The following is a 23,963-nucleotide window of genomic DNA, read 5'->3' as shown; positions in this document are numbered from 1 at the left end:
GATTCTCGACAAAAACCACAAAAATTGCCGTGTTATTGGGCGCTTTGCCACATCCCCTACAGGCTGTAAGGGCATCGAAAACTGATCCAAGTCCCCTAAAAACAAGGCATTCGGACATCAGGCAATGTCGCGTACCTCACGCCGCTCGCGGCCCCGGCCAAACGACGAACTGACAGCCACAAAACGCTGCCTTGTGCAAATTTATGCCGCGTTTACGGGCGTGAGAAACGTCCTGCGACAGCTTCCGTGTGACAACATGTCGCACGCTGCGCGCACCCAAACTTGCCCCGCGTCACGGTCCCTTCACAAAATGCCTACAAACAAAAACGCCCCGTCCTTCTTTATAAGGAAGGCCGGGGCGTTTGGTTGTTTACGGTTCAGGCTTTGTTCTGGCGATTCCGGTAAATACCCAGTGGCACCAGGATGACCGTCAGCACAAAGGCCACCAGCGCCCACTGCGCCAGGGACAGGCCGAGAACGGGCGGGTAAGGCGTCTCACAGAAACCGTCGACCTGGAAACCCAGGGGGAACACTGAAGCCAGCGGCAAGCCATCGACAATCGGTTGCAGCACATCGATGCCGCAGCTGACCTTCGGAAAGAACTGGATGTACACGTGATAGCCGGCGGCGGCGACACCCCCGAGGGCGCTGAGGGTCACCAGTGCTTCAAACAGCGTGACGCTGCGGGTGGTGCGCATGGCGGCACCGATGAAGGCGAAGATCGCGATCAGCAGCAAGGCATAACGTTGCAGGATGCACAGCGGGCAAGGTGCCTCGCCCAGCACCACCTGCATGTACAGCGCCCCGCCGATCAGCGCCAGGCAGATAATGCCCAGCAGTACCAGAAAGCGTCGCTCCCTGCCCAAACGCAATTCGTCGATCATCCCCGTTTCCCTTTAGCCAATGTTGGTTGTGCCAATGGCCGCAAGTTTACACGCGGACGGTGAAAGTTGAGCAGTTGGCGTGTGGAGGTTTAAACAGGGAGGGTTAACAGCGGATTAATGCCCCCTGTAGGAGCGAGCTTGCTCGCGAAAAACGTCAACGATAACGCGTACATTCTGGATATACGCGATGCCCTTGCGTTCTTCGCGAGCCAGCTCGCTCCTACAGGGAGGGTGGGTTATTCCAGCGCCGACGCCGGCCCAAAGAACTCATACCGGCTCTGCTGCTCCGGCACACCCAAGGCCTTCAAGTGACGCTTGATCGCCGCCATGAAGCCTTTAGGCCCCAGGAAATACGCATCCACGTCCCGCTCCTGGGGCAACCACGCCGCCAGTTGCTCCTGGCTCAGCATGCCAACCTTGTCCGCCGCCGGGCTCACGCCATCATCTTCGGCGTAGCAATAAAAACGCTTGAGCTGCGGATGCTGCGCGGCCAGGCCATCCACCCACTCACGGAACGCATGCACCCCGCCGTTACGTGCGCAGTGGATAAAGTGAATCGGACGTTCGGTGGCCAGGGCCGCTTCGAGCATCGGCAGGGTTGGCGTGATGCCCACGCCACCACTGATCAGCACCAGGGGCTTGTCGCTGGCCGCAACGTGAACTCCCCCGATGGCGGAAACAGATCGATGGTCGCGCCCACCTGGAACTGGTCATGCAGGTAGTTCGACACCCGGCCACCGGCTTCACGCTTGACGCTGATGCGGTACTGGCCCGAGTCGCCACGCGCCGACAGGGAATAGTTGCGGCGCACTTCCTCGCCCTCCAGCACCAGCTTCATGCCGATGTACTGCCCAGGCTCGGCGGCCAGGATCGGGCCTTTATCCACTGGCGCGAAGTAGAACGAGATGATTTCCGCGCTCTCCTCTACCCGCTTGACCAAGGTGAAAGGCCGCGCACCACGCCAGCCGCCCGGCGCTTCTTCCTTCTCTTTATAGATAGCCGCTTCGGCACCGATCAGGATGTCGGCCAGTTGGCCATAGGCAGCGCCCCAGGCGCTCATCACTTCAGGGGTGGCGATTTCACTGCCCAGCACTTCGGAAATCGCTCGCAGCAGGCAGGTACCGACAATCGGGTAATGCTCCGGCAGAATCTGCAGGGCCACGTGCTTGTTGATGATCTTCGCCACCAGGTCGCCCAACTGGTCCAACTGGTCGATGTGGCGGGCGTACATCAGCACGCCGTTGGCCAACGCCCGGGGCTGGTCGCCGCTGGCCTGGTGGGCCTGGTTGAACAGCGGGCGAACTTCGGGGTACTCGGACAGCATCATCCGGTAGAAATGGGTGATCAGGGCTTCGCCGCCACTTTCCAGCAGGGGCACGGTAGATTTGACGATGGCACGGTCTTGGGCACTAAGCATGGCAGACTCCTGAGTCTTTTTACTGATTACCCTTGGTTACTCAGCATTCATGCCAACTAATAAAACCTTATAAATCAGTAACTTGAATTAAATGTAGTCAGTATGACTTCCTACACCTTATAGTCACTATGACTACAAGGAGTCATTATGACTGCGAAGCCGCTGCTCACCACCCTGCTGCCCCTGGTCGCCGACCTGTCCCGCGAACTGCCCGAAGGCGAGCGCTATCGGCGCCTGCTCCAGGCCATGCGCGCCCTGCTGCCCTGCGATGCCGCCGCCCTGCTGCGCCTCGACGGCGAATGGCTGGTGCCGCTGGCGGTGGATGGCTTGAGCACCGACACCCTCGGCCGGCGCTTCAAGGTCAGCGAACATCCGCGCTTTGGTGTGCTGCTCAGCAGCCCCGGCCCCACCCGCTTTGACAGCGACAGCGAACTGCCCGACCCCTATGACGGTTTGGTAGACGGCCTGCACGGGCACCTGGAAGTCCACGACTGCATGGGCTGCCCGCTGTTTGTCGACGACCAGCCCTGGGGCCTGCTGACCCTCGACGCCCTCGACACCGAGCGTTTCGAGCGGGTGGAACTGGACGCCCTGCAAGCCTTCGCCAGCCTCGCTGCCGCAACGGTGAATGTTGCCGAACGCATCGAACGCCTGGCCCTGCGGGCCGAAGACGAACACCAGCGGGCCGAAATCTACCGTCAGGCCAGCGGCCAGCAGCACAAGGAGATGATCGGCCAGAGCAAGACCCACAAACGCCTGGTGGAAGAAATCAATCTGGTGGGCGGCAGCGATTTGACCGTACTGATCACCGGCGAGACCGGCGTCGGCAAAGAGCTGGTGGCCCAGGCGATCCACGCCGCCTCATCCCGCGCCGAGAAACCGCTGATCAGCCTCAACTGCGCCGCCCTGCCGGAAACCCTGGTGGAAAGCGAGCTGTTCGGGCATGTGCGCGGGGCGTTTACCGGCGCGCTGAACGAACGCCGGGGCAAGTTCGAGCTGGCGAATGGCGGCACGCTGTTCCTGGATGAAGTAGGCGAATTGTCCCTCACCGTGCAGGCCAAGCTGCTGCGGGTGCTGCAAAGCGGCCAGTTGCAGCGCCTGGGGTCTGACAAGGAGCATCAGGTGGATGTGCGCCTGATCGCCGCCACTAACCGCGATTTGGCCGAAGAAGTGCGCAGCGGTCGTTATCGTGCCGACTTCTATCACCGCTTGAGTGTGTACCCGCTGCAAGTCCCTGCCTTGCGCGAGCGTGGTCGCGATGTGCTGTTGCTGGCGGGGTTTTTCCTTGAACAGAACCGCTCACGCATGGGCCTGGGCAGCCTGCGCCTGACCAGCGATGCCCAGGCGGCACTGCTGGCTTATACATGGCCAGGGAATGTGCGCGAACTGGAACACTTGATCGGCCGCAGTGCCTTGAAAGCCCTGGGCAACTGCCGGGAGCGCCCGAAGATTCTCAGCCTCAGCGCGGCGGACCTGGACTTGCCTAACGCCACCGCACCACCGCTCGAAGAGCAGCCCGACCCCGTGCCGGACGTCACCGGCGACCTGCGCCTGGCCACCGAGAACTACCAGCGCCAGGTCATCAGCACCTGCCTGGAACGCCACCAGCATAACTGGGCCAGCGCCGCCCGCGAGCTGGGCCTGGACCGGGCCAACCTGGGGCGGATGGCCAAGCGCCTGGGCCTGAAGTAATGAACGGTGATTCTCAGGTAAAGGAGATCAACTGTGGGAGCTGTCGAGCCTTAGCGAGGCTGCGATGGCATCACTGCAGTGCACCTGCAAAACCGCAACGCCTGCATCGCAGCCTCGCTTGGGCTCGACAGCTCCCACACTAAACCTGCTTCGCCTTGTAGATTGGATTGATTGGCGCGCCAGCCTTGGGCTTACGAAACACCAACACATTCCCCAGCATCACCAGCACCAACCCCGCCAACGCCGGCGCTGTCCACTGATAGCCCTCGGCAAACGCCGAGACGTTCAACGCCACCACCGGGAACAGCACGGTGCAATACGCCGCCCGCTCCGGGCCCATGCGACCGACCAGGGTCAGGTAGGCGGTAAAACCGATCACCGACCCCGGGATCACCAGGTACAGCAACGAACCGATGTAGCGGCTGTTCCATTCCATGTCGAACGGAATGCCCTGCACCGCGCAGTACATCGCCAGCATCGACGCGCCATAGGCCATGCCCCAGGCATTGGTGGTCAGTGGCTTGAGGCCGGCCTTCTGTTGCAGGCTCGACAGCAGGTTGCCCGCCGAAAAACACATCGTACCGAGCAGCGCCAAACCCAGGCCGAGCAAGGTTTGCGGGCTGGCGGTGTGCCCCACCAATTCCGGCCAGAACAACAGCCCGAGGCCCAACAACCCGAGGCCGCCGCCCATCAATACATTGCGTGCGACCTTCTGGCCAAAGAACACCCGAGCGTTCAGCGCGTTCCACAAGGTCGCCGTCGAGAACACCACCGCCACCAGGCCGCTGGGAATCCACTGGCTGGCGGTCAGGAAGCACATGAAGTTGACGCAAAACAGGCACAGCCCCTGGGCCAGGCAGATCAAATGCCCACGGCGGTTCATCACCTGCAGCTTGCGGCTGAGCAGCAGCATCACGAACAGCACCAGCGCCGCCAGGCCAAAGCGATAAACGATGGACACCGGAATCGCCACCACGCCCAGCTGCCACTTGAGGGCAATCCAGGTGGTGCCCCAGATCAGTACGGTAAGTAAATACAGGAAAAGGTTCATGGCGGGCTCCGAGGGTTGAGCCACAGTTTCGCCCCGGGCGGCACCCAGCCTCTTGCACATTCTTGCGCTTTTGTCGGCTGCCGGGATCACAGGAATCGCCGCTGGGAGTAGGATGCGAGCTGTCAGAGAGTACGAATATGCCGCCACTGGAAACCCTGCAAGTCTTTCAATCCCTCAACCGCTCGCCCAACGCTCGCCTTGAGCTGTGCGCCGAGCTCGGTGACGGCTTGTCTGCAGCCTTGTGGAGCAACCATCACGACGCCCAGGATTACGAAGCCCCCGACCATCACACCCTGTCCTGCTACATCGGCGGCGGCACCGGCACCTTTCGCCGCGACCAGCCCGGCACCAAGGGCGGCCCGGACAAGTTGTGCATCCTGCCGGCCGAGCATCAGTCGGCCTGGGTGATCAACGGCGAAATCCGCCTGGCCCATGTGTATTTCAGCCCGGAGCAATTCGCCCTGGGCTGCGTGACCTTGCTGGACCGTGAACCCCGCGAGTTGCAATTGCGTGAAAGCACCTTCCTCGACGACGCGCAGCAGGCCCGGCGCTTTCACCAGTTGATCAGCCTGAACTGGAAAGAACCCGGCGAGCGCCTGCTGACCAGCAGCCTGGCCCATGAAATGCTCAGCCATACCTTGCTCAGCCAGGTAGGGATGCGTGAGGGGTTGCGCTTGAAAGGCGGGCTGGCCGCCCACCAGCGTCGGCAATTGGTGGAGCACATCGACCAGCAACTGGCCGAGCCAATCAGCCTGGGGCAGTTGGCAGGCTTGTGCGCCTTGTCGGAGTACCACTTCGCGCGGATGTTTCGCGAGAGCTTTGGCCTGCCGCCCCACCAGTACCTGCTGGCGCGGCGCCTGGCCCGCGCCCGGGAGTTGTTGCGTGGCGGGTCATTGCCCTTGGGCGAGATTGCGCTGGCATGCGGGTTTTCCAGTGCCAGCCACTTTACCAACCGGTTCCGCCAGGCGATGGGCGCGACGCCCGGGGAATACCGCCAGGCGTTCCTGCCTTGAAATGCAATCTGCCTGACTGCACAGCACCAATGTGGGAGCGGGCTTGCTCGCGAAAGCGGTGGATCAGTCAGTACATGTGTTGACTGTCATACCGCATTCGCGAGCAAGCCCGCTCCCACATTTGATCTTCGGTGCTCAATAGTCCGTGCTGTTGGCCAGTGCCGTGGCCAGACGGTTTTCCAGCGCCTTGACCCGCGCGCCTGCGACCACGTAATTGTTGGTCACCATCGAAAACACCAACTGGCGTCCCTTGGCATCGGTGACATAACCGGTCAACGACGACACGCCGTTCATCGAGCCGGTCTTGCCGTGCAGGTTGTTTTCCGCCGCCGTGCCCCGCAGGCGATAGCGCAAGCTCCCACCCACCATCCGGCCCGGATTACCGGCAACCGGCAAGGCGTTGTACCAGGCGTTGAACCAGGGCTGTTTGCTGGCGGCCAGCAGCACGTCCGTCAGGTTCTGCGACGACACCAGATTGCGCCGGGACAAGCCCGAACCGTCCACCTGGTTCAACGTCGCCGTATCAATCCCTTGACGCTTCAGGAACCCCGCCACCGCCGCCACACCGGCAGGCGCCGTACCGGCATTCACGGTCTTGCGGCCCAGGGTCTTGAGCAGTGCTTCAGACATGTTGTTGTTGGAAAGCTTGAGCAGCGGCGTGATCAATTCCTGCAACGGCGCCGACTCATGCATCGCAAGCACCGTCGCCGTGGTCGGCGTCACACCCCCGATCATCCGACGCCCTTGCACGACAATTCCCTGCTGCGCCAATGCCTGCCCAAACAGATTGGCCACCAGTTGCGTCGGCTCCCAGACGCTGACCAATTGCCGACTCTGCTTGCCCGGGGCCAATGCGCCACTGAGGCGCAACAGGTTGGTGCCGTGCTGGCGATTGATCCCATAGCTGTTGCCCAGGCCGCTGACGGCACGGTTGCCAATCTGCACGTAGTCGGTCGCCGGGCTGATATCCACCGTCACCGGGCGCCCCGCCACGGCCGGCGCCTTGGCCGTGACCAGCAAGGAACCCGCATCGAAGTCGTCATTGGGCGACACTGTCAGCGCCGAAATCTGCGCGCCGTAGTAGGTGCTTTCATCGTCCTGGGACCAGTCGGTGCCCAGGCGCTCGGCGTCGAAGAACGTGTCATCGAACACCAGGTCGCCCTGCACTTGCTGGATGCCCTGCTGCGCCAGGCTGGCGGCCAACGCCTGGTAATCCGCCCACTGGATCGTCGGGTCGCCCAGGCCGCGCAGGTAGAGGTTGCCATTAAGCACCGCGCCCTGGCGGGTGCCGTCGCTCAACAGTTGCGTGGCAAAACGGTACTGCGGCCCCAGCACATCCATCGCCGCTGCAGTGGTCAGCAACTTGAGGCTGGAGGCCGGCGTCAGCCGTGTGCGTGGGTCGTGTTCGTAGAGCGTGCTGCCGCTGCGGGCGTCGCGCACCATCAGCGACACGCTGGCACCGTGTAAGGCTGGGTCGGCCAGCAACTGGTCGAGGGTGGCGCTGGTGGAAGTTTTCGGCGCCGTGGCGCAACCGCCCAGCAACACGCTCAAGCCCAGCAGCAGCCCGCCGGTGTGTATCCATCGTCCCAACTGCATCGGTATCGTGTTCCCGCAAAGTCATTAATGGCGGCCACGCTAGCAGCTCGACAACCGTATGGCGAGGCAGCCGGCTACCGCGCCATACGGTGCAGCCGAAATTAGAACGTCAGGGTGCTGGACACCGACACCTGCCGCGCATCGCCGATGGACACGAACTGAGTGTTCACTGCGGAGGTGTAATAGGTTCGGTCAAACAGGTTCTTCACGTTGAGCTGGAACTTGACCTTCTGCCCCTCGATTTTAGTGTCATAGGTGGCAAACGCATCGGCCACGGTGTAGCCCGGCAAGTCGAAACTGTTGGCCGCATCGCCCGAGCGCTCGCCGACATAACGTGCACCGGCGCCGACCCGCAGTTGATCGCCACCGAGGATGCTGCCGAAGTCATACACCGCCGACAGCGAGCCGGTGTTCTTCGCGACGTTTTGCAGGCGATTACCTTTGTATTCGGGGTCCTCAGTAACCTCGGCATCGGTGTAGGCATAGCTGCCGATCACGCTCCACTTGTCCGTCAGTTGGCCGCTGGCATCCAGTTCCAGACCACGGGAGCGCACCTTGCCGGCGACGCTGTACACCGAAGTCAGGCCATCGCCCACCTGCACCAGCACGTTGCGTTTTTCGATGTTGAACAGGGCGGCGCTGGCGGTGATGCGGCCCGGTATATCGAGTTTGGTCCCCAATTCCCAGGACTTCGATTGCTCCGGCTCAAGGCTGCCATCCAGTATCGTTTTATTGGCCAGAGGCGCGATGGTGGAGTTGGGCTTGAACGACTCGGTGTAGCTGCCATAGAACGACAGCTCGTCGGTGTAGCGGTACACCAGGCCGACCCGTGGTACCCATTTCTGGCCATTGCCGTCGGTGTTGGCGGTGAACGGGACGCCCTTGCCGGCGTATTGGTCGTACATCTGATAACGCGCGCCGCCCACCAGGATCCACTGGTCGGTGAGGTGGATCGCGTCCTGCATAAACAGCGAATCGCTGCGCAGCAGGTCGGTCTGGTTACTGTCCGGCGCGCTGACTTTGCTGCCCGCCACTTCATTGCCATAGACCGGATCGTTGTAGTTGAACGTGCCACGGGGCGACTGGCGGATCAGGTCGGCCCGGTAGATCTTGCGGTACTCGTCATCCAGGCCGAAGGTCAGGTCGTGCTGCATGCCGGCGACATTGACCTTACCTTCAAGGCTGGCGGTGGCGAAGCGGTCCGTGGTCAGCGCGCCCTGGGTGCCGTCCATGCTGCGGGTCAGGGTGCCGTTGGTGTTGACCTTGACCACGCGCACCTGGCTGGCATCGTAGGTTTCGCGGTTCCAGCTATAGCCGAAGTGGGCCTTCCAGTCGTCATTCAGGTCATGGTCGGCCTCGAAGCGGTACAGGTCAGAGCGGCCTTCCATATTATTGAACGGTTCGTCCAGCCGACGGGTAGCCGGAATATCCAGCGGATGGTTGGTCGTAGGGCTGATGGCGGTCCCCCGGTCAAACGGCGAGAGAAACTCCCGGTGCTCATAGGCGAACAACAGCTTGGTGTTCTCGCCGTACCAGGCCAGCGACGGGGCGATCAGGCTCTCGCGGTGGGTACCGTAGTTGCGCCAGTAATCTTCGTCTTCATGGTCAACGATCAGGCGATACGCCAACCCGCTGTCACCGATCGGGCCCGTGGTGTCGAGGTTACCGCCGCTGCCGTTCTTGCCGTCACCAAAGGTCGAGCCGCGCGCCGTCAGCGAGGTGGATTGAATCAGCTCGGGTTTCTTGCTCACGATGTTGACCACGCCACCCGGATCCTGGATGCCGTACAGCAACGACGACGGGCCCTTGAGCACTTCGACGCGCTCGGCGGTGGAGTTCATCGCGCGGCCCTGCACCAGCGGCATGCCGTCCTGCATGATCGAACCGCTTCGGTTGTCACCAAAACCACGCAACATCACCGCGTCCTGGGTGCTGCCCAACGTGTTGGCCTGGGTAATGCCGCTGACGTTAGCCAGGGCATCGTCGAGGTTGCGCGGCTGTTGATCGCGAATCACCTGGGCCGGCACGACGTTGACGGTTTGTGGGGTTTCCAGCAGCAGGCCGTGGGAACGCATCACCGAACTGGTAGGCGGCGGCTGATAGCTGGTGGTATCCGAGGCCAGGGCGGCACCGCTGATGGTAGTGGCGCCGAGGTTCAGCGCGCCGTCGGTCGGCAGTGGCTCAAGGGCCAGGGTGCGGGCGTCGATCTGGCGGAAAGTAAAGCCGGAATTACCCAGCAGGCGTTGCATGGCCTGGGCCGCGCTCATCTGCCCGCTGATCGCCGGAGCCTTGATCGCATAGGGCGCTTCGTCGGTGTAGACCACGCTGATGCCGGTCACCCGGGTGAAGTCGCTCAAGGCCTGGGGCAGCGGCTTGGCGGCCAGGGCAAAGTTGAACAGCGTGCTCTGCTGCTGCGCCTCAGCCGCCTGCGCCACGCCCAGGGGCAGCAGCGCCAACCCCGAAACCGCCAATACCGAGGCTCCCAGCCAATGTTTAACCGAACCCGCCGACGTTGCCCTGGACTTCATGCTTGAGAACCCGTGTGTAAAAAGCGCTGTTAATGCGAATTGATCGCAGTTTCAAGCACTACACGGATGGCCGACAGGTTTACCTCACACCGATTTGAAAATAATTTCAGTCACGCCGGTTGGATCCGAAATCCGAAGCGCGGAACGTGCACATGGACGGTGCCGGCGCGTTCATCGGTGCGCCGCAGAATCAGCTCTTCACTCCCGGCAAACAGCAGTTCCCCGGCCACCGGATCGGTGCCGTAGTCAGTGGCGCTGAGGGTCACTTGCTGGCCGGGCTTGAAGCCGTTCGGGTCTTCGAAAATCTCTTCCGGCAGGTTGGCCGGCGTGGCATTGCGCGCGACTTCCAGGGCTTGCTCGGCGCTCATCTGGCTCGACGTGCCATGGCCGAAACTCAACACCCGGGCCAGCCAGGCGGCCACCGCAGGATAGGTTTCCACCAGCGGCGAGGTCACCGGCGACCCCATGAGGAACCACAACGGGTGCGCCAGGGCGAAGTCGGCAATCGACGGCTCGCCGAACAGGAAGTCGCCCTGCTGGTGCTGCAACTGCTGATTGATACGACCGATGATCACCGGCCATTGATGCTTGGCCTGATCCAGTTGCACACGGGTGGCCGTGCCGCCACTGAACAATTTGCTGCGGTCGGCCACCAGCACCTGGAGCATTTGCGGCGGCACTTTGGCGAACTTGACCGCCAGGGATTCCGGCTGGAACACCAGGCTCACGGCATGGGAGAACACTGTCGAATCAGCCCAGGCGGCGAAGCTTTGGCTGACCAGTTCCAGGCCTTGGGGAAACAGCGCCGGCGCGGACTTTTCCAGCTCCAGGCGGCGGGCGATCAAAGCGGTGTCGCAGTAGATATCGGCGCCCACCTGCAACACCGGGGTCTTGCGATAGCCGCCGGTGAGGGCGGTCAAGTCAGGCTTGGGCATCACCGGTGAAATGTGCACCGAACGCCAGGACAAGCCCTTGAAGCCCAGCAATAGCCGGGCTTTTTCGGCAAACGGGGATTGCGGGTAGTGGTGCAGGATCAACTCAGTCATGCCAGGCTCCGCTCAATGAGTGAGCGTCCAGCTTAGCCTGCAAACCCGGCAAAGGCGCGCATGGGAACCTATCAGTCAAACTGATGGGCCGATCGCCGCCAGGCACTCCTTGGCGCTTTTCTTGAGTTTTTTGATCAGACGTTCCTGGCGCAACGCCTCGGCCTTGCTGAAGCATGCCTCGGTGTACACCAGCGCCACGGCGGGGCTCGAGAGAAAAAACCGCGCGCCCTTGCCGCTCTGGTGCATGGCAAAACGGCGCACCGGGTCGTTGCTGATCCCGCAATAGAGCGAGCCATTGGCGGCACGTACCAGGTAGACAAACCACGGCTTGGCTTCAGAAGGAGTCGTCACGGATCAATTCGGCAAACCAAAGGAACGCCAATCTTATCAACGACTGGCCTGGAACGCCTTCAACCCTTTCAGGGCCTGGGCCCGCACGGCGTTTTTCACCAGCGGCGTCCAACCCAGCAACAGCCCTTTGGTGCCCAACGCCTGGCGTGACCAGCGCCACAGGTCGAAGTGGTCGTGATGCTCGCAGATCTTGCCGTCGCGAAATACAAAACGCGCCCGGATATCGTTGACCACGGTGTTGCCCGTGGCGCTGAACAGGTAGGTCGCCACCCAGTGGGCGCTGCCGGTGATTTCATCGCTGCGCACACTGTCGAAGGTCAGGGAAAAGTCCTTGGCCCGGGTGGTCAGCATGCGCCACATGTCGCCGGCACCACGGCCACGCAGTTCACCGAATGCCGGGTCGCTGAACACCACGTCGTCGGTGTAACAGGCGCTCATGGCCTCGGCATCCAGGCGCTGGAAGGCGCTGTAGAACTCGGTGATCAGGGCGTTATGGGCGTCGCTCATGGGCAGTTTCCGCAAAGGGGGTTTGGATGGTCGGTACGATAATCCCCAAGGCCCGGGAACACTACTGGCATCAACGCCAGGAATACCTCGTCCCATCCCTTCAGGGCACCATTCCGCTGCTGCGAGCATAGGCGAACAAATCCACATCAGTGGAGATACACAGCCGGTTCATGGCGGTGCTTTTCTGTTTGCTGATGGTGGAGATGCTGCGATTGACCCGCGCGGCAATCTGGCTGACGGTCATGCCGCTGGCCAGCATGCGCACCACTTCGCGTTCCTTGCCCGACAGTTGCGGCGGTTGTGATTGATCGCCCGTGCCGGCCTGCACCAACTGGGTCCGCAGGGACTCGCTGATGAAGGTCTTGCCCTCGCAGACCTCCTTGATTGCCGTGGGCAACTCCTTGGCCGATGCACTCTTGGCGACAATGCCTCGGGCGCCCTCGGCGAACGAAGCCCGCAGGGTGGCGATGTTGGCGAACATTGTCACCAGGATCACCGGCACTCCGGGGTATTGGCGTTGCAACAAGCCCAACAACACATAGCCGTCAGCCTGCTGCCCGCCCGGCATGGCGAAGTCCGTCACCAGTACGTCGCACGGGGTGGCATCCAGTACCCGCAGCAGCTCATCCGGGCCATTGGCCTCACCGACTACTTTGCACTTGCCGCTGGCCTCGATCACCACCTTTTGCCCGACTCGGACAATGGGATGATCGTCAGCAATAATTACGCGAAGCATAGGAACCCATGAGTGATGGCGAATTGATTTGCGCAAAATAACCCTGTCCGACGTGAGCAACAACCGCCTACCCAAGCGTGGTTTTCACTTGTGTCCCGTGTTCTTAAGTGGATGATTTTTTACCTACAACAAAAAAGGAAATCCCTTACAAATCAAGCCTACACACATAGGTAACACTCCCTACAAAAACTGGGGGAAGTGTCATAAATCTGTCAAATAGCGCAGGTACACCAGCAGGTCCTGGTCGAACTGCTGCAATGCCCGCGAGTTGTACCGAATGCCGTACTTGCGCACCTGCTCGATCAACTCCCCCGCACAGCGGTCCAGCTCAGTCTCGCCAAAAAACGCCAGGCCTCCCGCCAGGCGATGCAGACAGTCGACCAATGCATGCGGGTCGACGATACGGCAAGCCTGTACCAGGCCTGCGTAATCAGCCTCGGCCTCCAATACCAGGGTGCGCAACATCTGGTTCACCACCTGTTCATCACCAAATGTCTTGATCAGTTCGGCGCGGGTCGGCCAGTGCGCCCTGGCGGAGGTTGTGGCAGGCGGGCTCGGACCGGTAGCCGCGCCCGGCGGCTGTGGCAACCACTGCTCCAGCACCCTGCGCAATTGTTCCAAAGTCAGCGGCTTGAGCAGCCAGGCATCCATGCCGGCCTCAAGGCAGCGGCGGGCATCGTCCGGGGAAAGTTTGGCGGTCAGGGCAATGATCGGCACACGCGGGTGACCGTGTACGGCCTCACGCCGCCTGATCTCACGAGCCATGCTGTAGCCATCCAGCACCGGCATGCGGCAATCGCTGATCACCAGGTCGAAAGGCCGCAGGGCGATGGCCGTCAACGCGGCTTGTCCGTTGCCTACCAACGCGTAGTCGACTTCGAATTTTTGCAGAAACCAGCCCATCAAGGCGCGATAGGCCTGATGGTCTTCGGCGACCAGCACGCGCAGATGCTTCCAGTGAGCAGGAGGGCTGCGCCATGGCACGGTTTGCTGCCTGGGGGCGTCGTCAGCAAACACGCTTGGCGTCATGGCCACCTCGATATCGGTGCCGACCTGCCAGGGTCATTGGGCGACCCAGGCACATCGTCAGGTGAGGGTGCGCGCGACGAAGATTTTTAGATCATTCTTTTGGCACCCATTACCGAATCAAGCTATCCATATGAATACCACTCTAGCGATACAACTACTACGAAAAAGACAGTTTTTCCTACACGACAGCCCGCAAATTCCGACTTGACGAAAGCGAGCCATAGCGATAGCAGATTGTCGTAATTCTTGTATTTCCCCGCCTCCCCCCCCGGCGCTAAATTGCGCCCCACCCCAAGAGGGCAACCCGCCACTTCACCTGGCGGCCAACTATCCGAACTGACCCTACGCCGACCCGCGCCTCTATTTCTGCGCTGCGGTGACACGCACCCGTCAGTTGACCCAACACTGAGACAACACACCATGAACAAGCACCTGATCGCCGTCGCCAGCGCCCTGCTGATCACCGGCACCGCTCCCGCCTTCGCCGCCAGTACCGTGGACCTGACCGTCAAGGGCATCATCACCCCGAATGCCTGCACGCCTAGCCTGTCCGGTGGTGGCGTCATCGACCACGGCAAGATGTCGGCCAAGGACTTGAACACCACCCAGATCACCCTGTTGCCAAAAGTCACTTTGCAAATGACCGTGACCTGCGATGCGCCGGTGATCTTCGCCCTCAAGGCGACCGACAACCGTATTGGCTCCGGCACCGGCAGCGGCTTCGGGCTGGGATTTATCAATGGCACGCAAAAGCTGGGTTCCTATAGCTTGACCCTCGGCGCCACCGGTAGCCCGCCCCAGGCCGACGGCGAAACCGTGCAAGCCATCGGGTCTTTCGACAATGGCGTCACCTGGGAGCGTTGGAACAACTTTGAAACCGGCACCTATCTCTCGGTCGCCACCCTGGCAGACGCCAGCACCCCGCGTGCCACCCAGCAACTGGTCACCCCCGTGGCCTACAGCGGCTACATCAACCGCACCGACGGCCTGGACCTGAGCAACGAAGTCAATATCGACGGCTCGGCCACCATCGAAGTGATGTACCTCTAAACCCTTAACGTCATCGACTGCAACCAAAGGTGCCGCTCGCCCATGAATTCCTCATCCGCTGTCTTTCTCGCCACTTTGCTGCTGGCCCCCACCGTGCTGGCCGCCAGCAGTACCGACCTCGCCGTCACGGGCACCATCACGCCGAATGCCTGTGAACCCATGCTCTCCAGCGGAGGTGTCGTGGATTACGGAAAGATGGCAGCCAAGGAACTCAGTGCGGATCGCCCCACCTCTCTGCAGTGGCAGGTCATGCAACTGGAAATCCTGTGTGACGCGCCGACGTTCATTGCGCTGAACACCATCGACAACCGCGCAGGTACCGCGGCGATCAACCAGAACTGGCACGGTCTGGGCACAACTACCAACGACGAAAAACTTGGCAGTACCGGCTTCGGTCTCTACAACGCCGTGGCCGATGGCCTCGCCGCCAAAACCATTACCTCAACCGATGGCGGCGCCACCTGGAGCCCGTCGGTGTTCCTCGGCCATAGCTTGATTACGTCCATCGCCGCCGCCGGCAACAGCGTGACGCCGATTGCCGTGGAGCGCTTCAGTGCCGATCTGCGCGTGTACACGATGGTAGATGGTACCGACCGCTTGACCGTACTCGACGAAGTGCCGCTGGACGGCCACGCCACCGTACAACTGAAGTACCTGTGACCCTTTACCCAACCGACCCCACCCGAAAGGAAACGTGTGCCCCATGAAACTCACGCTCAATGCCCTGGTCACCGCGCTGCTGATCGGCAGCAGCGCCTCTGCCCTGGCGGCGTCAACCGTCGACCTGACCGTCAAAGGGGTGATTACCCCCAATGCCTGCACGCCCAGCCTGTCGGGCAGTGGGGTAGTCGACTACGGCAAGATTTCCGCCAAAGACCTGAACCTCACCACCGTCACACAACTGCCGCTCACCACCCTGCAACTGACCATTACCTGCGAAGGCGGCACACTCTTCGCCATCAAGGGCACCGACAACCGTGCCGGGTCCAACTCCGCCGGCGGCGGTTATGGGCTGGGGTTGATCAACGGCACGCAGAAGCTGGGCGCGTATGACGTGGTCCTGCTGAACGCAGTCGCCGACTCGGGTGCTGTCAGCGTGCTGGAATCAATGGATAACGGCATCACCTGGACCGACTCAGGCGACGCAATATTGCCAGTCAACGCGCTGGGAGCTTTCGGTGACAAGTCCAGCGGTGTCTGGCTACCGGTGTCGATCCAGCAAGTCACCACCGACTTGCTCGTCTACGGGCATATCGCCCGGGCCGACAGCCTGGACCTGAGCGATGAACACCCCATCGACGGCTCCGCCACGTTCGAAGTGAAGTACCTGTAAACCTGCGGCCTCGCCGTTCGCGGCGAGGCGCCTTACTTGCACCGAACACATTGAAGACCGAATGATGAACAGAACCCTACGCCTGTACGCGGCGCTGTTATTGCTCAACACCGGCTCTAGCGTGTTTGCCAGCACCGCCACCGAGATGACCCTCTCGGGCCTGGTCACCCCCAGTTCCTGCACCATCGCGCTCTCCGGCAGCGGCGTCATCGACCACGGCAGCATCCCTGCACATACCCTCAACCAGGAGGCGCCCACCCCGTTGCCCAGCCAATGGCTGGACGTGGAGATCCACTGCAGCGGCCCCTTGTTGTTTGCCCTGATCGGCATGGACAGCCGCGAAGATTCGTCTGCCGCACCGGACACCACCTACGGCCTGGGGAAAAACCCCAATGCCCCCACGGAACACCTGGGCACGGTCGGCCTGGCGTTCGAAGCCGCGCTGGGCGACGGCCAGGCCATGCAGTCACTGGTGTCAAACCCCGGAGCCGGCCTCTGGTTCCCCCAACCGGCCATCCACCCCAAGACCCTGATGGGCTTTGCCCGTCCCGGCCGACCGTTTCCGGAACCCATCGTCACCCTGACCACCCGGATCCGCGCACAGACCACCATCCACCCGGCGAACCGTCTGACCCTCAGACAGGACGTTCCCCTCGATGGCTCATTGGTTCTGGACCTGCGTTATCTCTAACTTAGGAAGTGCGTCATGAAGACCTATCCAACCTTGCTGGCCCTTGGCTGGCTGCTGAGCACCCAGGCGTTTGCCGACGGCATGGTGCCCGACACCTCGGTGGTGATCGTCAACGAGGCCAACGGCGAAGCCTCGGTGTCGGTGACCAACACCGACGGTAAGCTGGCCCTGTTGCACGTCACCCTGGAAGACATTCCGGAAGACACCGAATCGTTGCTGTTCGTCACCCCGCCCCTGTCCCGGGTCGAGGCCGACAAAAGCCAGCTGGTGCGCTTCATTCTGCGCAACCCCACGCCCCTGACAACCCAACGCCTGAAACGGGTGATCTTCGAAGGCATGCCCAAGGACCGTGATGCCGCCCAGGCAGGTCACGCTCGGGTGGGCGTGACCGTGCGCCAGAACCTGCCGGTGATCATTCATCCCAAGGGCCTGGCGCCGAACCGCACCCCCTGGACCGGGCTGACCTGGTCCCTGAACGGTGGTCACCTGAACGTCGCCAACCCTACGCCTTATGTGGTGCGCCTGGCCCAGGAGCTGCAATTGCTGCCGGGCAAGCAGAGCCTGGTGCTACCGCGCACTTATGTGTTGCCCGGCGAAACCCTGCGGCTCAGCACGTCTCACACCGCCACGGCCGTACGCCTGCAACCGGCCACCGTGTACGGCTTTGCCGTCGCCGCCTATGAAGCACCGATAACCGCCGCAAACGCTGAATAACGAAGTGACAGCCCTGTGACTGTCACCGGGGAGCCCGCCAACCGTTGCCGGCTTCCATAACCTGAGTGCCTTTACGTGAACACAGTAACCACTGACCCGGCTGGCGAAGCCGTGCCCGACTGTCCTTTACGCCCCGCCCGGATGCGGGCCGCGCTGCCACTGACCATGGCGTTGCTGTCGGCCGATGCCTGGGCCGACGCCTTCGACGCGCAAACCCTGCACCAGCGCGGTATCGACCCGGAGCTGGCCTACCTGCTGCTCGACGCACCGCGCTACAGCAGCGGCCGCCACGCCGTGAGCCTGACGGTGAACGGCCAGCGCCGTGGCCGGCTTGATGTGCAGTTCGACAGCCAGGGCGCGCTGTGCTTTGACCGCCCGCTGCTGGACGCCGCCGACCTGGTGATACCGGCGCCGCTGGGCGACAGCACTTGCCATGACTTCCTCGGCGAATACCCGCAAACCGTGGTGGAGCAAGATCCCGCCAGCCTGAGCGTGAGCCTGATGGTGCCCACCGATGCCCTGCGCCCGCGCCAACGTGAGCTGTCCGGTTATGAAACCGGAGGGTTCGCCGGCTTGCTCAACTACGACCTCACCGGTTTGTACAACCGCTATGGCGACGACGCCAGCCGCTTCGGCTCGGCCAATACCGAGCTGGGCTTCAACGCGGGCGACTGGATCGTGCGCAGCCGCCAGGTACAGACCTGGCAAGACTCCCGGTCCCGCAGTACCCACCTGGAAGCCTATGCCCAGCGCACCTTCGCCGAGCAGCAGGCGGTGTTGCAGGCCGGGCAGATCAACCTCTACAACCCGGTGCTGTCATCCGCGCAGATCACCGGCATGCAGCTGTTTACCGAACAGGCCCTGCAGGACCAGGAACAGGGCTCGACCATCAGCGGCATCGCCAACAGCCCGGCCCAGGTCGAGGTACGCCAGAACGGCGCGCTGATTCACTCCACCGTGGTGCCGGCCGGGCCGTTCTCCCTCACCGACGTACGGCGCCTGAACACACGCTCCGACGTTGAAGTGACGGTCAAGGAAAGCAGCGGCGAAGAGCGGCGCTTCACCGTGCCGGCGGCGATGCTCGGCATCGGCCTGCCAGCGCCGGGTTACTCGCTGGGAGCGGGCCGGGTGCGCAATATCGGCGATACACGGGGCGACGATCCATGGGTGATCAGCGGCGGCTGGAGCGGCGCCTTGAACCCGCGCCTGAGCCTGGGGGCCGGCGCGCTTGCCGCCGAAGACTACCGTGCCACGGGTGCCAGCCTCGGCCTGTTGCCGTGGCCAGACGGCCAGGTACAACTGTCGACCCAGATTGCCGATGCCCAACGCCTGGGTGAACGCGGCGTACAGACCGACCTGAGCCTGTCCCAGCGCCTGGGCCGGCAATGGTCGATCACCGCCGGCGCCTCCCACCGCACCATGGGCTATCGGGAGCTGGAAGACGCCGCCTACTACGACTCACGGGACGACGAAGGTCGCCTCACCCGCTATCGCGACCAACAGAGCCTCGCCCTGGGTTGGGCCCATCCATGGCTGGGCGCCTTCACTGCCGGCCTGTCGCGCACCACCACGTTCAACGGCGAAAACAGCAGTCGTGCCCTGGCCTCGTGGGGCACCAGCGTGCGCGGTGTGTCGCTGTCAGCCAGCGCCGAATGGCAGGTCAGCGGCCGGCAGAATAACGAGAACGCGGTGTACCTGAACCTGAGCGTGCCACTGGGTGAGAACCGGCGTGGGCGCTCCTGGGTGCGCAACTCCGGTGGCGAGCACCGCATCGGCCTGGGGGTGAACGAGCAGGTCAACGATCAACTCAGTTATCGGGTCAGCGCCGAGCACGACAGCCGCGACCAACAAGTGGAATCCACCCTCGGCGTGTCCTATCTGCCGCGCTATGCACAACTGGACATGAACTACAGCCGCTCGGACGCCGACCGTTCCAGCTACCAGGGCGGCGCACGCGGCGCGGTGGTGGCCCACAGCGGTGGCGTGACCTTCTCGCCTTACCCGGTGCGCGACACCTTTGCGCTGGTGTCTGTCGGCGATATGGCCGGGCAAGCTCACCACACCCAGCGGCCCGGTGTGGACCGACTTCCAGGGCCAGGCGGTGGTACCGCAAGTGTCCGCCTACGGGCGCAGCCCCGTGGAAGTACAAACCCAGTCGCTGCCGCGCAATGCCGATATCAGCAATGGCCTGGCCGTCATCAGCGCCGGACGCGGTGCGGTGGATCGCGTGGAGTTCGGTGTGGCCCTGACCCGCCGTGCCTTGCTCACCGTGACCACCGACCACGGCACGCCACTGCCCCGTGGGGCGACTGTCAGTACCGCCGATGGTGAGTTCGTGACCCTGGTGCAGGAAGGCAGCCAGGTGTTCCTGCCGAACGTGCTGGACCCTCGTCGCCTGTGGGTCAAGGCACCGGGCATGAGCCGCTGTGAACTGCAGGTTGAACTCGCGGAAAAAGCCGACCCGCAGGTGTATTTCGAAACCGCCCCGGCGCGTTGTGGGACGCCATGAGGAAGACTGTGATGAAGCGATTGTTACTGCTGGGAATGGCCTTGGGCGCCATCGTCCAGAGCCGGGCGCACGCCGACGAATGCCAATTGACCCTAAGCCAGTCGCGCCTGGATTTCGGCGTGATGAACCGCGCCGTGCAGCGCAACCCCGGCGCAGAAATTGTGCTGGGGGAGCGCCGCCTGAGCCTCAACCTGAACTGCCCGACACCCACCGATATGCACGTGTTCTACCGGGCCCTGGCCGCGACAGCCGAGCGCTACCGCTTTACCGAGCGTGGCAGCTACCGCGTGCACATCAGCGATGCGGTACTCGACGGCCAGGCGGTTGAACTGGGGTTGACCGGCGGGCAAGGCCAGGCGCCCAGCGCCAGGGGCAGGTCGCTCGACTGGAGGCCCGACCAGGCCATCGTGCCGTTGCGCGACGGCGTACCGACCACCGGCAGCAGCTTCTCGGCGCAGTTGCAGGTCGATGCCTGGGCACAGGCCGACGCCACACAAGTGCGTGACGCGGTGACCTGGGAAGCCACCGGGTTGATCGACGCCGTCGCCACCGGCCGCGCCCGGGAGCTGTCGGTGCAAGCCGGCTTCGCTCCGGCGGCCTGCGAAACCACGCTGTCCAACGGCGGCATCATCGACTTTGGCCGTATGTGGGCCAAGAGCCTGAACGCCGACAAGGAAACCGGCCTGGCCTCCCGCAGCCTGCTGCTGAGTATCGGCTGCGACGGTCCGACTCACTTTGCCTTGCGCATGCACGACAACCGTAGAGGCTCGGCCACCGGCGGCACCGATGAAACCGCCTACGGCCTGGGATTGGATGACAGCCGCAATAAGATCGGTCGCTACTTTCTCTATTTCGACCCCTTCGACCTGCGCGCCGACGCCCTGCCTCAGGTGTACCGCACCGACTCCACCACCGGTGGCGTGGCCTGGAGCAGTTCCAACGCCTACCCCATTCCCATCGGCAGCAGCAGTTTGCTCGGCTTTACCGCTCTACCCGGCAGCAATGCCGGCCCCTCGGCGATTCAGAACCTGAGCGGGCAGGTCAGCGTGCGCGCCGTTCTATCGCCCATGAACAGCCTGGATCTGCGTACGGAAGTACTGCTCGACGGTTCGGGCACGATTGAAATCATCTACCTCTGATCAAGGAGTATGGTCATGCACCTACGCCAGCGTTCTCTCGCAACACTTGCCCTGCTGACCCTCAGCAGCGGCGCCACGGCGGCTTCCAGTGTCGAACTCGGCATCACCGGCCTGCTCACCCCCAGCGCCTGCACACCGGCGTTGTCGAGCAACGGGCTGATCGACTACGGCAAGATTTCCCAGCAGGACCTGAACATCGATCGCGGCAAACGCCTGCCGGTGCGCTACCTGAGCGTGACCATCAACTGTGAGGCAGCGACCCGTTACGCCCTGCGCATGAGCGACAACCGCGACGGCACCGCCAACGTCAACAGCGAAATCTACTACGGGCTGGGCCTGGACCCGAGTGGCAACAAGATCGGCTTGTACTCCCTGACCTTCGACCCCAAGCAGACCGTGATCGACAGCCTGCCGGAGGTTTACGGCACCGAGTCCACCAGCGGCGGGGTCGCCTGGCGCACCGCCAACAGCAACCCGATCGACATCGGTTCGCGCAGCTTTCTCGGCTTTACCGACACCGTCGGCAGCACCAGCGGGCCGACGGCCTTCCAGACGCTGAGCAGCCTGGTCAGGGTCGATACGGTGATCGCTGCCAAGAACAATCTCGACCTCAGCAGCGACGTGCATATCGATGGTTCCAGCACTATGGAAGTGTTGTACCTCTAGACCTTCTCGCTGGTCACGGCGACATACCGCGCACGCCCGGCGCCCAACCCCGCGATGATCGCGCCCAGGCCGATCACCGCGAAAATCCAGCCGGTGGCGTTCCAGCCGCCGGTCCAGTCATGCACCAGCCCGACCGCGAACGGCCCCATGGACGCCAGGGTGTAGCCGATACCCTGGGCCATGCTCGACAGGTTGGCGGCTACATGGGCGTCCCGTGAACGCAGCACGATCAAGGTCAGCGCCAGGCTGAAGGTGCCGCCCTGGCCCAGGCCCAGCAGAATCGCCCAGCCCCACAAGCCGTCCAGCGGGGCATACAGGCAACCGAACAGGCCACCCAGGGTCAGCAGCATCACCGCCACGATGGCCAGGCGCTGGTCCTTGCCGCGCGTGGCCAGCCATGGCGCAGCCAGGGAGCTGGCCAACTGCACAATCACCGAACCGGAAAGCACCAGGCCCGCTTGGGTGGCGGTCAGGCCACGGCCGATCAGGATCGACGGCAACCAGCCAAACACTATGTAGGCCAGGGAGGATTGCAGGCCCATGTACAGGGTCACCTGCCAGGCCAGCGGATCACGCAACAAGCCCTTCACGCGATAGGCCACCTGGTGCGTACCGTGTTTCTGACCAACTTGCGGCAACCAGAACAACGCCGCGACCAACGCCGGAAGAATCCAGAACCCCAGGCCGATGTTCCAGCTGTCGCCGAAGTAATGACTCAGAGGCACCGTGGACCCCGCCGCCAATGCTGCACCCAGGCACAGCGCCATGGTGTACACGCCGGTCATGGTGCCGGCCTGTTTGGCGAAATCGCGTTTGACGATACCGGGCAACAGCACCCCGATGATGCCGATACTCGCGCCCGCCAGCAGGCTCCCGGCGAACAGCCCGACCTCACCCAATGAGCTGCGCAGGATGATGCCGCCGGCCAGGGTCAGCAGAATGCCCAGCACCACCCGCTCAGCGCCAAAACGCCGGGCCAGGATCGGAGCCAACGGTGCGAACAGGCCCAGGCACAACACGGGCAGCGTCGTCAGCAGCCCGGCCTTGGCCGCCGAGAGCCCCAGGCTATGGGAGACCTCAGCGAGCAGCGGCGCCATGCTCGACAACGCCGGGCGCAGGTTCAGCGCCACCAGGATCAGGCCCAGCAGCAACAGCCACGGACGGCTCACCACCGGCGGGCTGTGCTGGACCTCATCGTCATCGGCTTCGGCGTCGATCAGCAGTTCTTCAAGAGCATTTTCTGAACGGGGCATGGTGGTCTCGGGTTCAAGGTTCATTGATCAACTGCCGGGACAGGGCCTTGGCGCGTTCCGGGTCCTGTTGTTCCACGGCATCGAGCAAGGCGCCGTGCAGGTCGAACACCGCTTGCCGGCGCGGCTGGATGTTCAGGGTCTGGCGCAGTTGCGCGCCGACAATGCTGGAAAAGTACTGGTACAGCTCGCTCAAGGCCGGGTTGTGGGCCGCGTCCACCAGGCGTTTGTGGAACACCAGGTCGCAGTTGATGTAGTGCTCAAGATCACCGTGGTAATGGTCGCCGCTGGCGTTGAGCGCCGCGTGCAAAGCGGCCAGGTCTTCATCGGTGCGGCGCAACGCGGCCAAGCCGACTGCCTCGACTTCAAGAATCTGCCGCGTCTCCTGGGCCTGGGCCAGGGTGCAGTGGGACAAGGCTTTCATGGCGCCCAGAGGGTCGGTCATGGAGCGCAGGTAGCTGCCGTCACCCTGGCGGATCTCGATCAATCCGGAGAACGCCAATACGCGCATGGCTTCGCGCACAGTGTTGCGGCTGATCCCCAACTCGGCAGACAACTCGGGCTCGGTGGGCAGGCGTTCGCCGATGGCCCACACGCCTTGGGTGATGCGCTGGCGCAACTGTTCGAGGGCTTGATCGACGAGGGAGCGTTTGATCAGGGGGGCGATGTCTGTCATGGGTTTCGTCCTTTCATCCAATCATAGGATGAATTTTCCCACAGCCTATTCGGAGTTGCCTACAAAGGCAACGCACTAGGGTTCT

The 23,963-nt window shown here is 62.9% G+C and carries 20 protein-coding genes and 3 pseudogenes; 10 read left to right on the top strand and 13 right to left on the bottom strand.

Annotation, left to right across the window (positions count from 1 at the left end):
• Positions 1 to 377 precede the first annotated feature (377 nt).
• Together ACUN0G_RS18860 and hmpA are read right to left on the bottom strand one after the other, a co-directional pair.
• On the bottom strand, positions 378 to 884 hold the full coding sequence (locus ACUN0G_RS18860) for a disulfide bond formation protein B (protein ID WP_258347750.1): 507 nt from the start codon (positions 882 to 884) through the stop codon (positions 378 to 380).
• Positions 885 to 1,120: 236 nt separating this feature from the next.
• A pseudogene (hmpA, locus tag ACUN0G_RS18855) lies at positions 1,121 to 2,301 on the bottom strand (NO-inducible flavohemoprotein).
• A 147-nt stretch (positions 2,302 to 2,448) separates the two neighbouring features.
• Here hmpA and norR point away from each other — a divergent pair.
• Entirely contained in the window at positions 2,449 to 3,993 is a 1,545-nt protein-coding gene (gene norR, locus ACUN0G_RS18850; RefSeq protein WP_445574004.1) for a nitric oxide reductase transcriptional regulator NorR, read from the top strand.
• A 139-nt stretch (positions 3,994 to 4,132) separates the two neighbouring features.
• Here norR and ACUN0G_RS18845 read toward each other — a convergent pair whose 3' ends face one another.
• The gene (locus ACUN0G_RS18845) at positions 4,133 to 5,044 is read right to left on the bottom strand and encodes a DMT family transporter (RefSeq protein ID WP_177044446.1); all 912 of its coding nucleotides are present in this window, start codon (positions 5,042 to 5,044) and stop codon (positions 4,133 to 4,135) included.
• Positions 5,045 to 5,181: 137 nt separating this feature from the next.
• On the opposite strand from ACUN0G_RS18845, the gene ACUN0G_RS18840 reads away from it, so the two are divergent.
• Positions 5,182 to 6,057: a helix-turn-helix domain-containing protein gene (locus ACUN0G_RS18840; protein WP_063027310.1), complete on the top strand. Its 876-nt coding sequence runs from the start codon at positions 5,182 to 5,184 to the stop codon at positions 6,055 to 6,057.
• A 135-nt stretch (positions 6,058 to 6,192) separates the two neighbouring features.
• Here the strand turns inward: ACUN0G_RS18840 and dacB are convergent, their stop codons facing one another.
• The 7 genes from dacB to ACUN0G_RS18805 form a co-directional block, all read right to left on the bottom strand.
• Complete coding sequence (gene dacB, locus ACUN0G_RS18835) at positions 6,193 to 7,653, bottom strand: D-alanyl-D-alanine carboxypeptidase/D-alanyl-D-alanine endopeptidase (protein ID WP_445574003.1); 1,461 nt, start codon at positions 7,651 to 7,653, stop codon at positions 6,193 to 6,195.
• A gap of 101 nt (positions 7,654 to 7,754) precedes the next feature.
• The gene (locus tag ACUN0G_RS18830) at positions 7,755 to 10,181 is read right to left on the bottom strand and encodes a TonB-dependent siderophore receptor (protein WP_445574002.1); all 2,427 of its coding nucleotides are present in this window, start codon (positions 10,179 to 10,181) and stop codon (positions 7,755 to 7,757) included.
• Between the two features lie 110 nt (positions 10,182 to 10,291).
• On the bottom strand, positions 10,292 to 11,227 hold the full coding sequence (locus ACUN0G_RS18825) for a glutathione S-transferase family protein (RefSeq protein ID WP_445574001.1): 936 nt from the start codon (positions 11,225 to 11,227) through the stop codon (positions 10,292 to 10,294).
• Positions 11,228 to 11,302: 75 nt separating this feature from the next.
• Complete coding sequence (locus ACUN0G_RS18820; protein ID WP_445574000.1) at positions 11,303 to 11,578, bottom strand: GIY-YIG nuclease family protein; 276 nt, start codon at positions 11,576 to 11,578, stop codon at positions 11,303 to 11,305.
• Positions 11,579 to 11,614: 36 nt separating this feature from the next.
• Positions 11,615 to 12,085, bottom strand: a complete 471-nt coding sequence (locus ACUN0G_RS18815) for a nuclear transport factor 2 family protein (RefSeq protein ID WP_445573999.1) — start codon at positions 12,083 to 12,085, stop codon at positions 11,615 to 11,617.
• A 100-nt stretch (positions 12,086 to 12,185) separates the two neighbouring features.
• On the bottom strand, positions 12,186 to 12,821 hold the full coding sequence (locus ACUN0G_RS18810; protein WP_421524206.1) for a response regulator: 636 nt from the start codon (positions 12,819 to 12,821) through the stop codon (positions 12,186 to 12,188).
• Between the two features lie 201 nt (positions 12,822 to 13,022).
• On the bottom strand, positions 13,023 to 13,763 hold the full coding sequence (locus ACUN0G_RS18805) for a response regulator (RefSeq protein WP_445575569.1): 741 nt from the start codon (positions 13,761 to 13,763) through the stop codon (positions 13,023 to 13,025).
• A gap of 507 nt (positions 13,764 to 14,270) precedes the next feature.
• On the opposite strand from ACUN0G_RS18805, the gene ACUN0G_RS18800 reads away from it, so the two are divergent.
• Positions 14,271 to 14,900: a DUF1120 domain-containing protein gene (locus ACUN0G_RS18800; protein ID WP_445573998.1), complete on the top strand. Its 630-nt coding sequence runs from the start codon at positions 14,271 to 14,273 to the stop codon at positions 14,898 to 14,900.
• Positions 14,901 to 14,942: 42 nt separating this feature from the next.
• Positions 14,943 to 15,215: pseudogene (locus ACUN0G_RS18795) on the top strand (DUF1120 domain-containing protein); the annotation flags it as partial.
• Positions 15,216 to 15,298: 83 nt separating this feature from the next.
• Here the strand turns inward: ACUN0G_RS18795 and ACUN0G_RS18790 are convergent.
• Positions 15,299 to 15,475, bottom strand: a complete 177-nt coding sequence (locus ACUN0G_RS18790) for a twin-arginine translocation signal domain-containing protein (protein WP_445575568.1) — start codon at positions 15,473 to 15,475, stop codon at positions 15,299 to 15,301.
• Positions 15,476 to 15,603: 128 nt separating this feature from the next.
• Between ACUN0G_RS18790 and ACUN0G_RS18785 the strand changes: the two genes are divergently transcribed.
• The 6 genes and pseudogenes from ACUN0G_RS18785 (at position 15,604) to ACUN0G_RS18760 (ending at position 21,952) form a co-directional block, all read left to right on the top strand.
• Positions 15,604 to 16,233 (top strand): DUF1120 domain-containing protein, encoded by a 630-nt coding sequence (locus ACUN0G_RS18785; RefSeq protein ID WP_445573997.1) that lies wholly within the window; start codon positions 15,604 to 15,606, stop codon positions 16,231 to 16,233.
• Positions 16,234 to 16,297: 64 nt separating this feature from the next.
• A complete protein-coding gene (locus tag ACUN0G_RS18780; protein WP_445573996.1) occupies positions 16,298 to 16,924 on the top strand; it encodes a DUF1120 domain-containing protein in 627 nt (208 codons plus the stop codon).
• Between the two features lie 15 nt (positions 16,925 to 16,939).
• The gene (locus ACUN0G_RS18775; protein ID WP_421524211.1) at positions 16,940 to 17,638 is read left to right on the top strand and encodes a fimbria/pilus chaperone family protein; all 699 of its coding nucleotides are present in this window, start codon (positions 16,940 to 16,942) and stop codon (positions 17,636 to 17,638) included.
• A gap of 141 nt (positions 17,639 to 17,779) precedes the next feature.
• Positions 17,780 to 20,147: pseudogene (locus tag ACUN0G_RS18770) on the top strand (fimbria/pilus outer membrane usher protein).
• A gap of 11 nt (positions 20,148 to 20,158) precedes the next feature.
• On the top strand, positions 20,159 to 21,286 hold the full coding sequence (locus ACUN0G_RS18765) for a DUF1120 domain-containing protein (RefSeq protein ID WP_445573995.1): 1,128 nt from the start codon (positions 20,159 to 20,161) through the stop codon (positions 21,284 to 21,286).
• 15 nt (positions 21,287 to 21,301) lie between these two features.
• Positions 21,302 to 21,952 (top strand): DUF1120 domain-containing protein, encoded by a 651-nt coding sequence (locus tag ACUN0G_RS18760; RefSeq protein WP_445573994.1) that lies wholly within the window; start codon positions 21,302 to 21,304, stop codon positions 21,950 to 21,952.
• On the opposite strand, the gene ACUN0G_RS18755 is transcribed toward ACUN0G_RS18760, so the two are convergent.
• Complete coding sequence (locus ACUN0G_RS18755; protein WP_445573993.1) at positions 21,949 to 23,229, bottom strand: CynX/NimT family MFS transporter; 1,281 nt, start codon at positions 23,227 to 23,229, stop codon at positions 21,949 to 21,951. The two genes, ACUN0G_RS18760 and ACUN0G_RS18755, sit on opposite strands and share 4 nt — an antisense overlap.
• The gene (locus ACUN0G_RS18750) at positions 23,219 to 23,878 is read right to left on the bottom strand and encodes a FadR/GntR family transcriptional regulator (RefSeq protein WP_445573992.1); all 660 of its coding nucleotides are present in this window, start codon (positions 23,876 to 23,878) and stop codon (positions 23,219 to 23,221) included. Before ACUN0G_RS18750 ends, ACUN0G_RS18755 begins: the two co-directional genes overlap by 11 nt.
• Positions 23,879 to 23,963: the final 85 nt, after the last annotated feature.

This window comes from Pseudomonas sp. 32A, assembly GCF_052682255.1.
The sequence above is the reverse complement of the archived record's forward strand: the minus strand, read 5'-3'. Positions and strand labels throughout refer to the sequence as shown.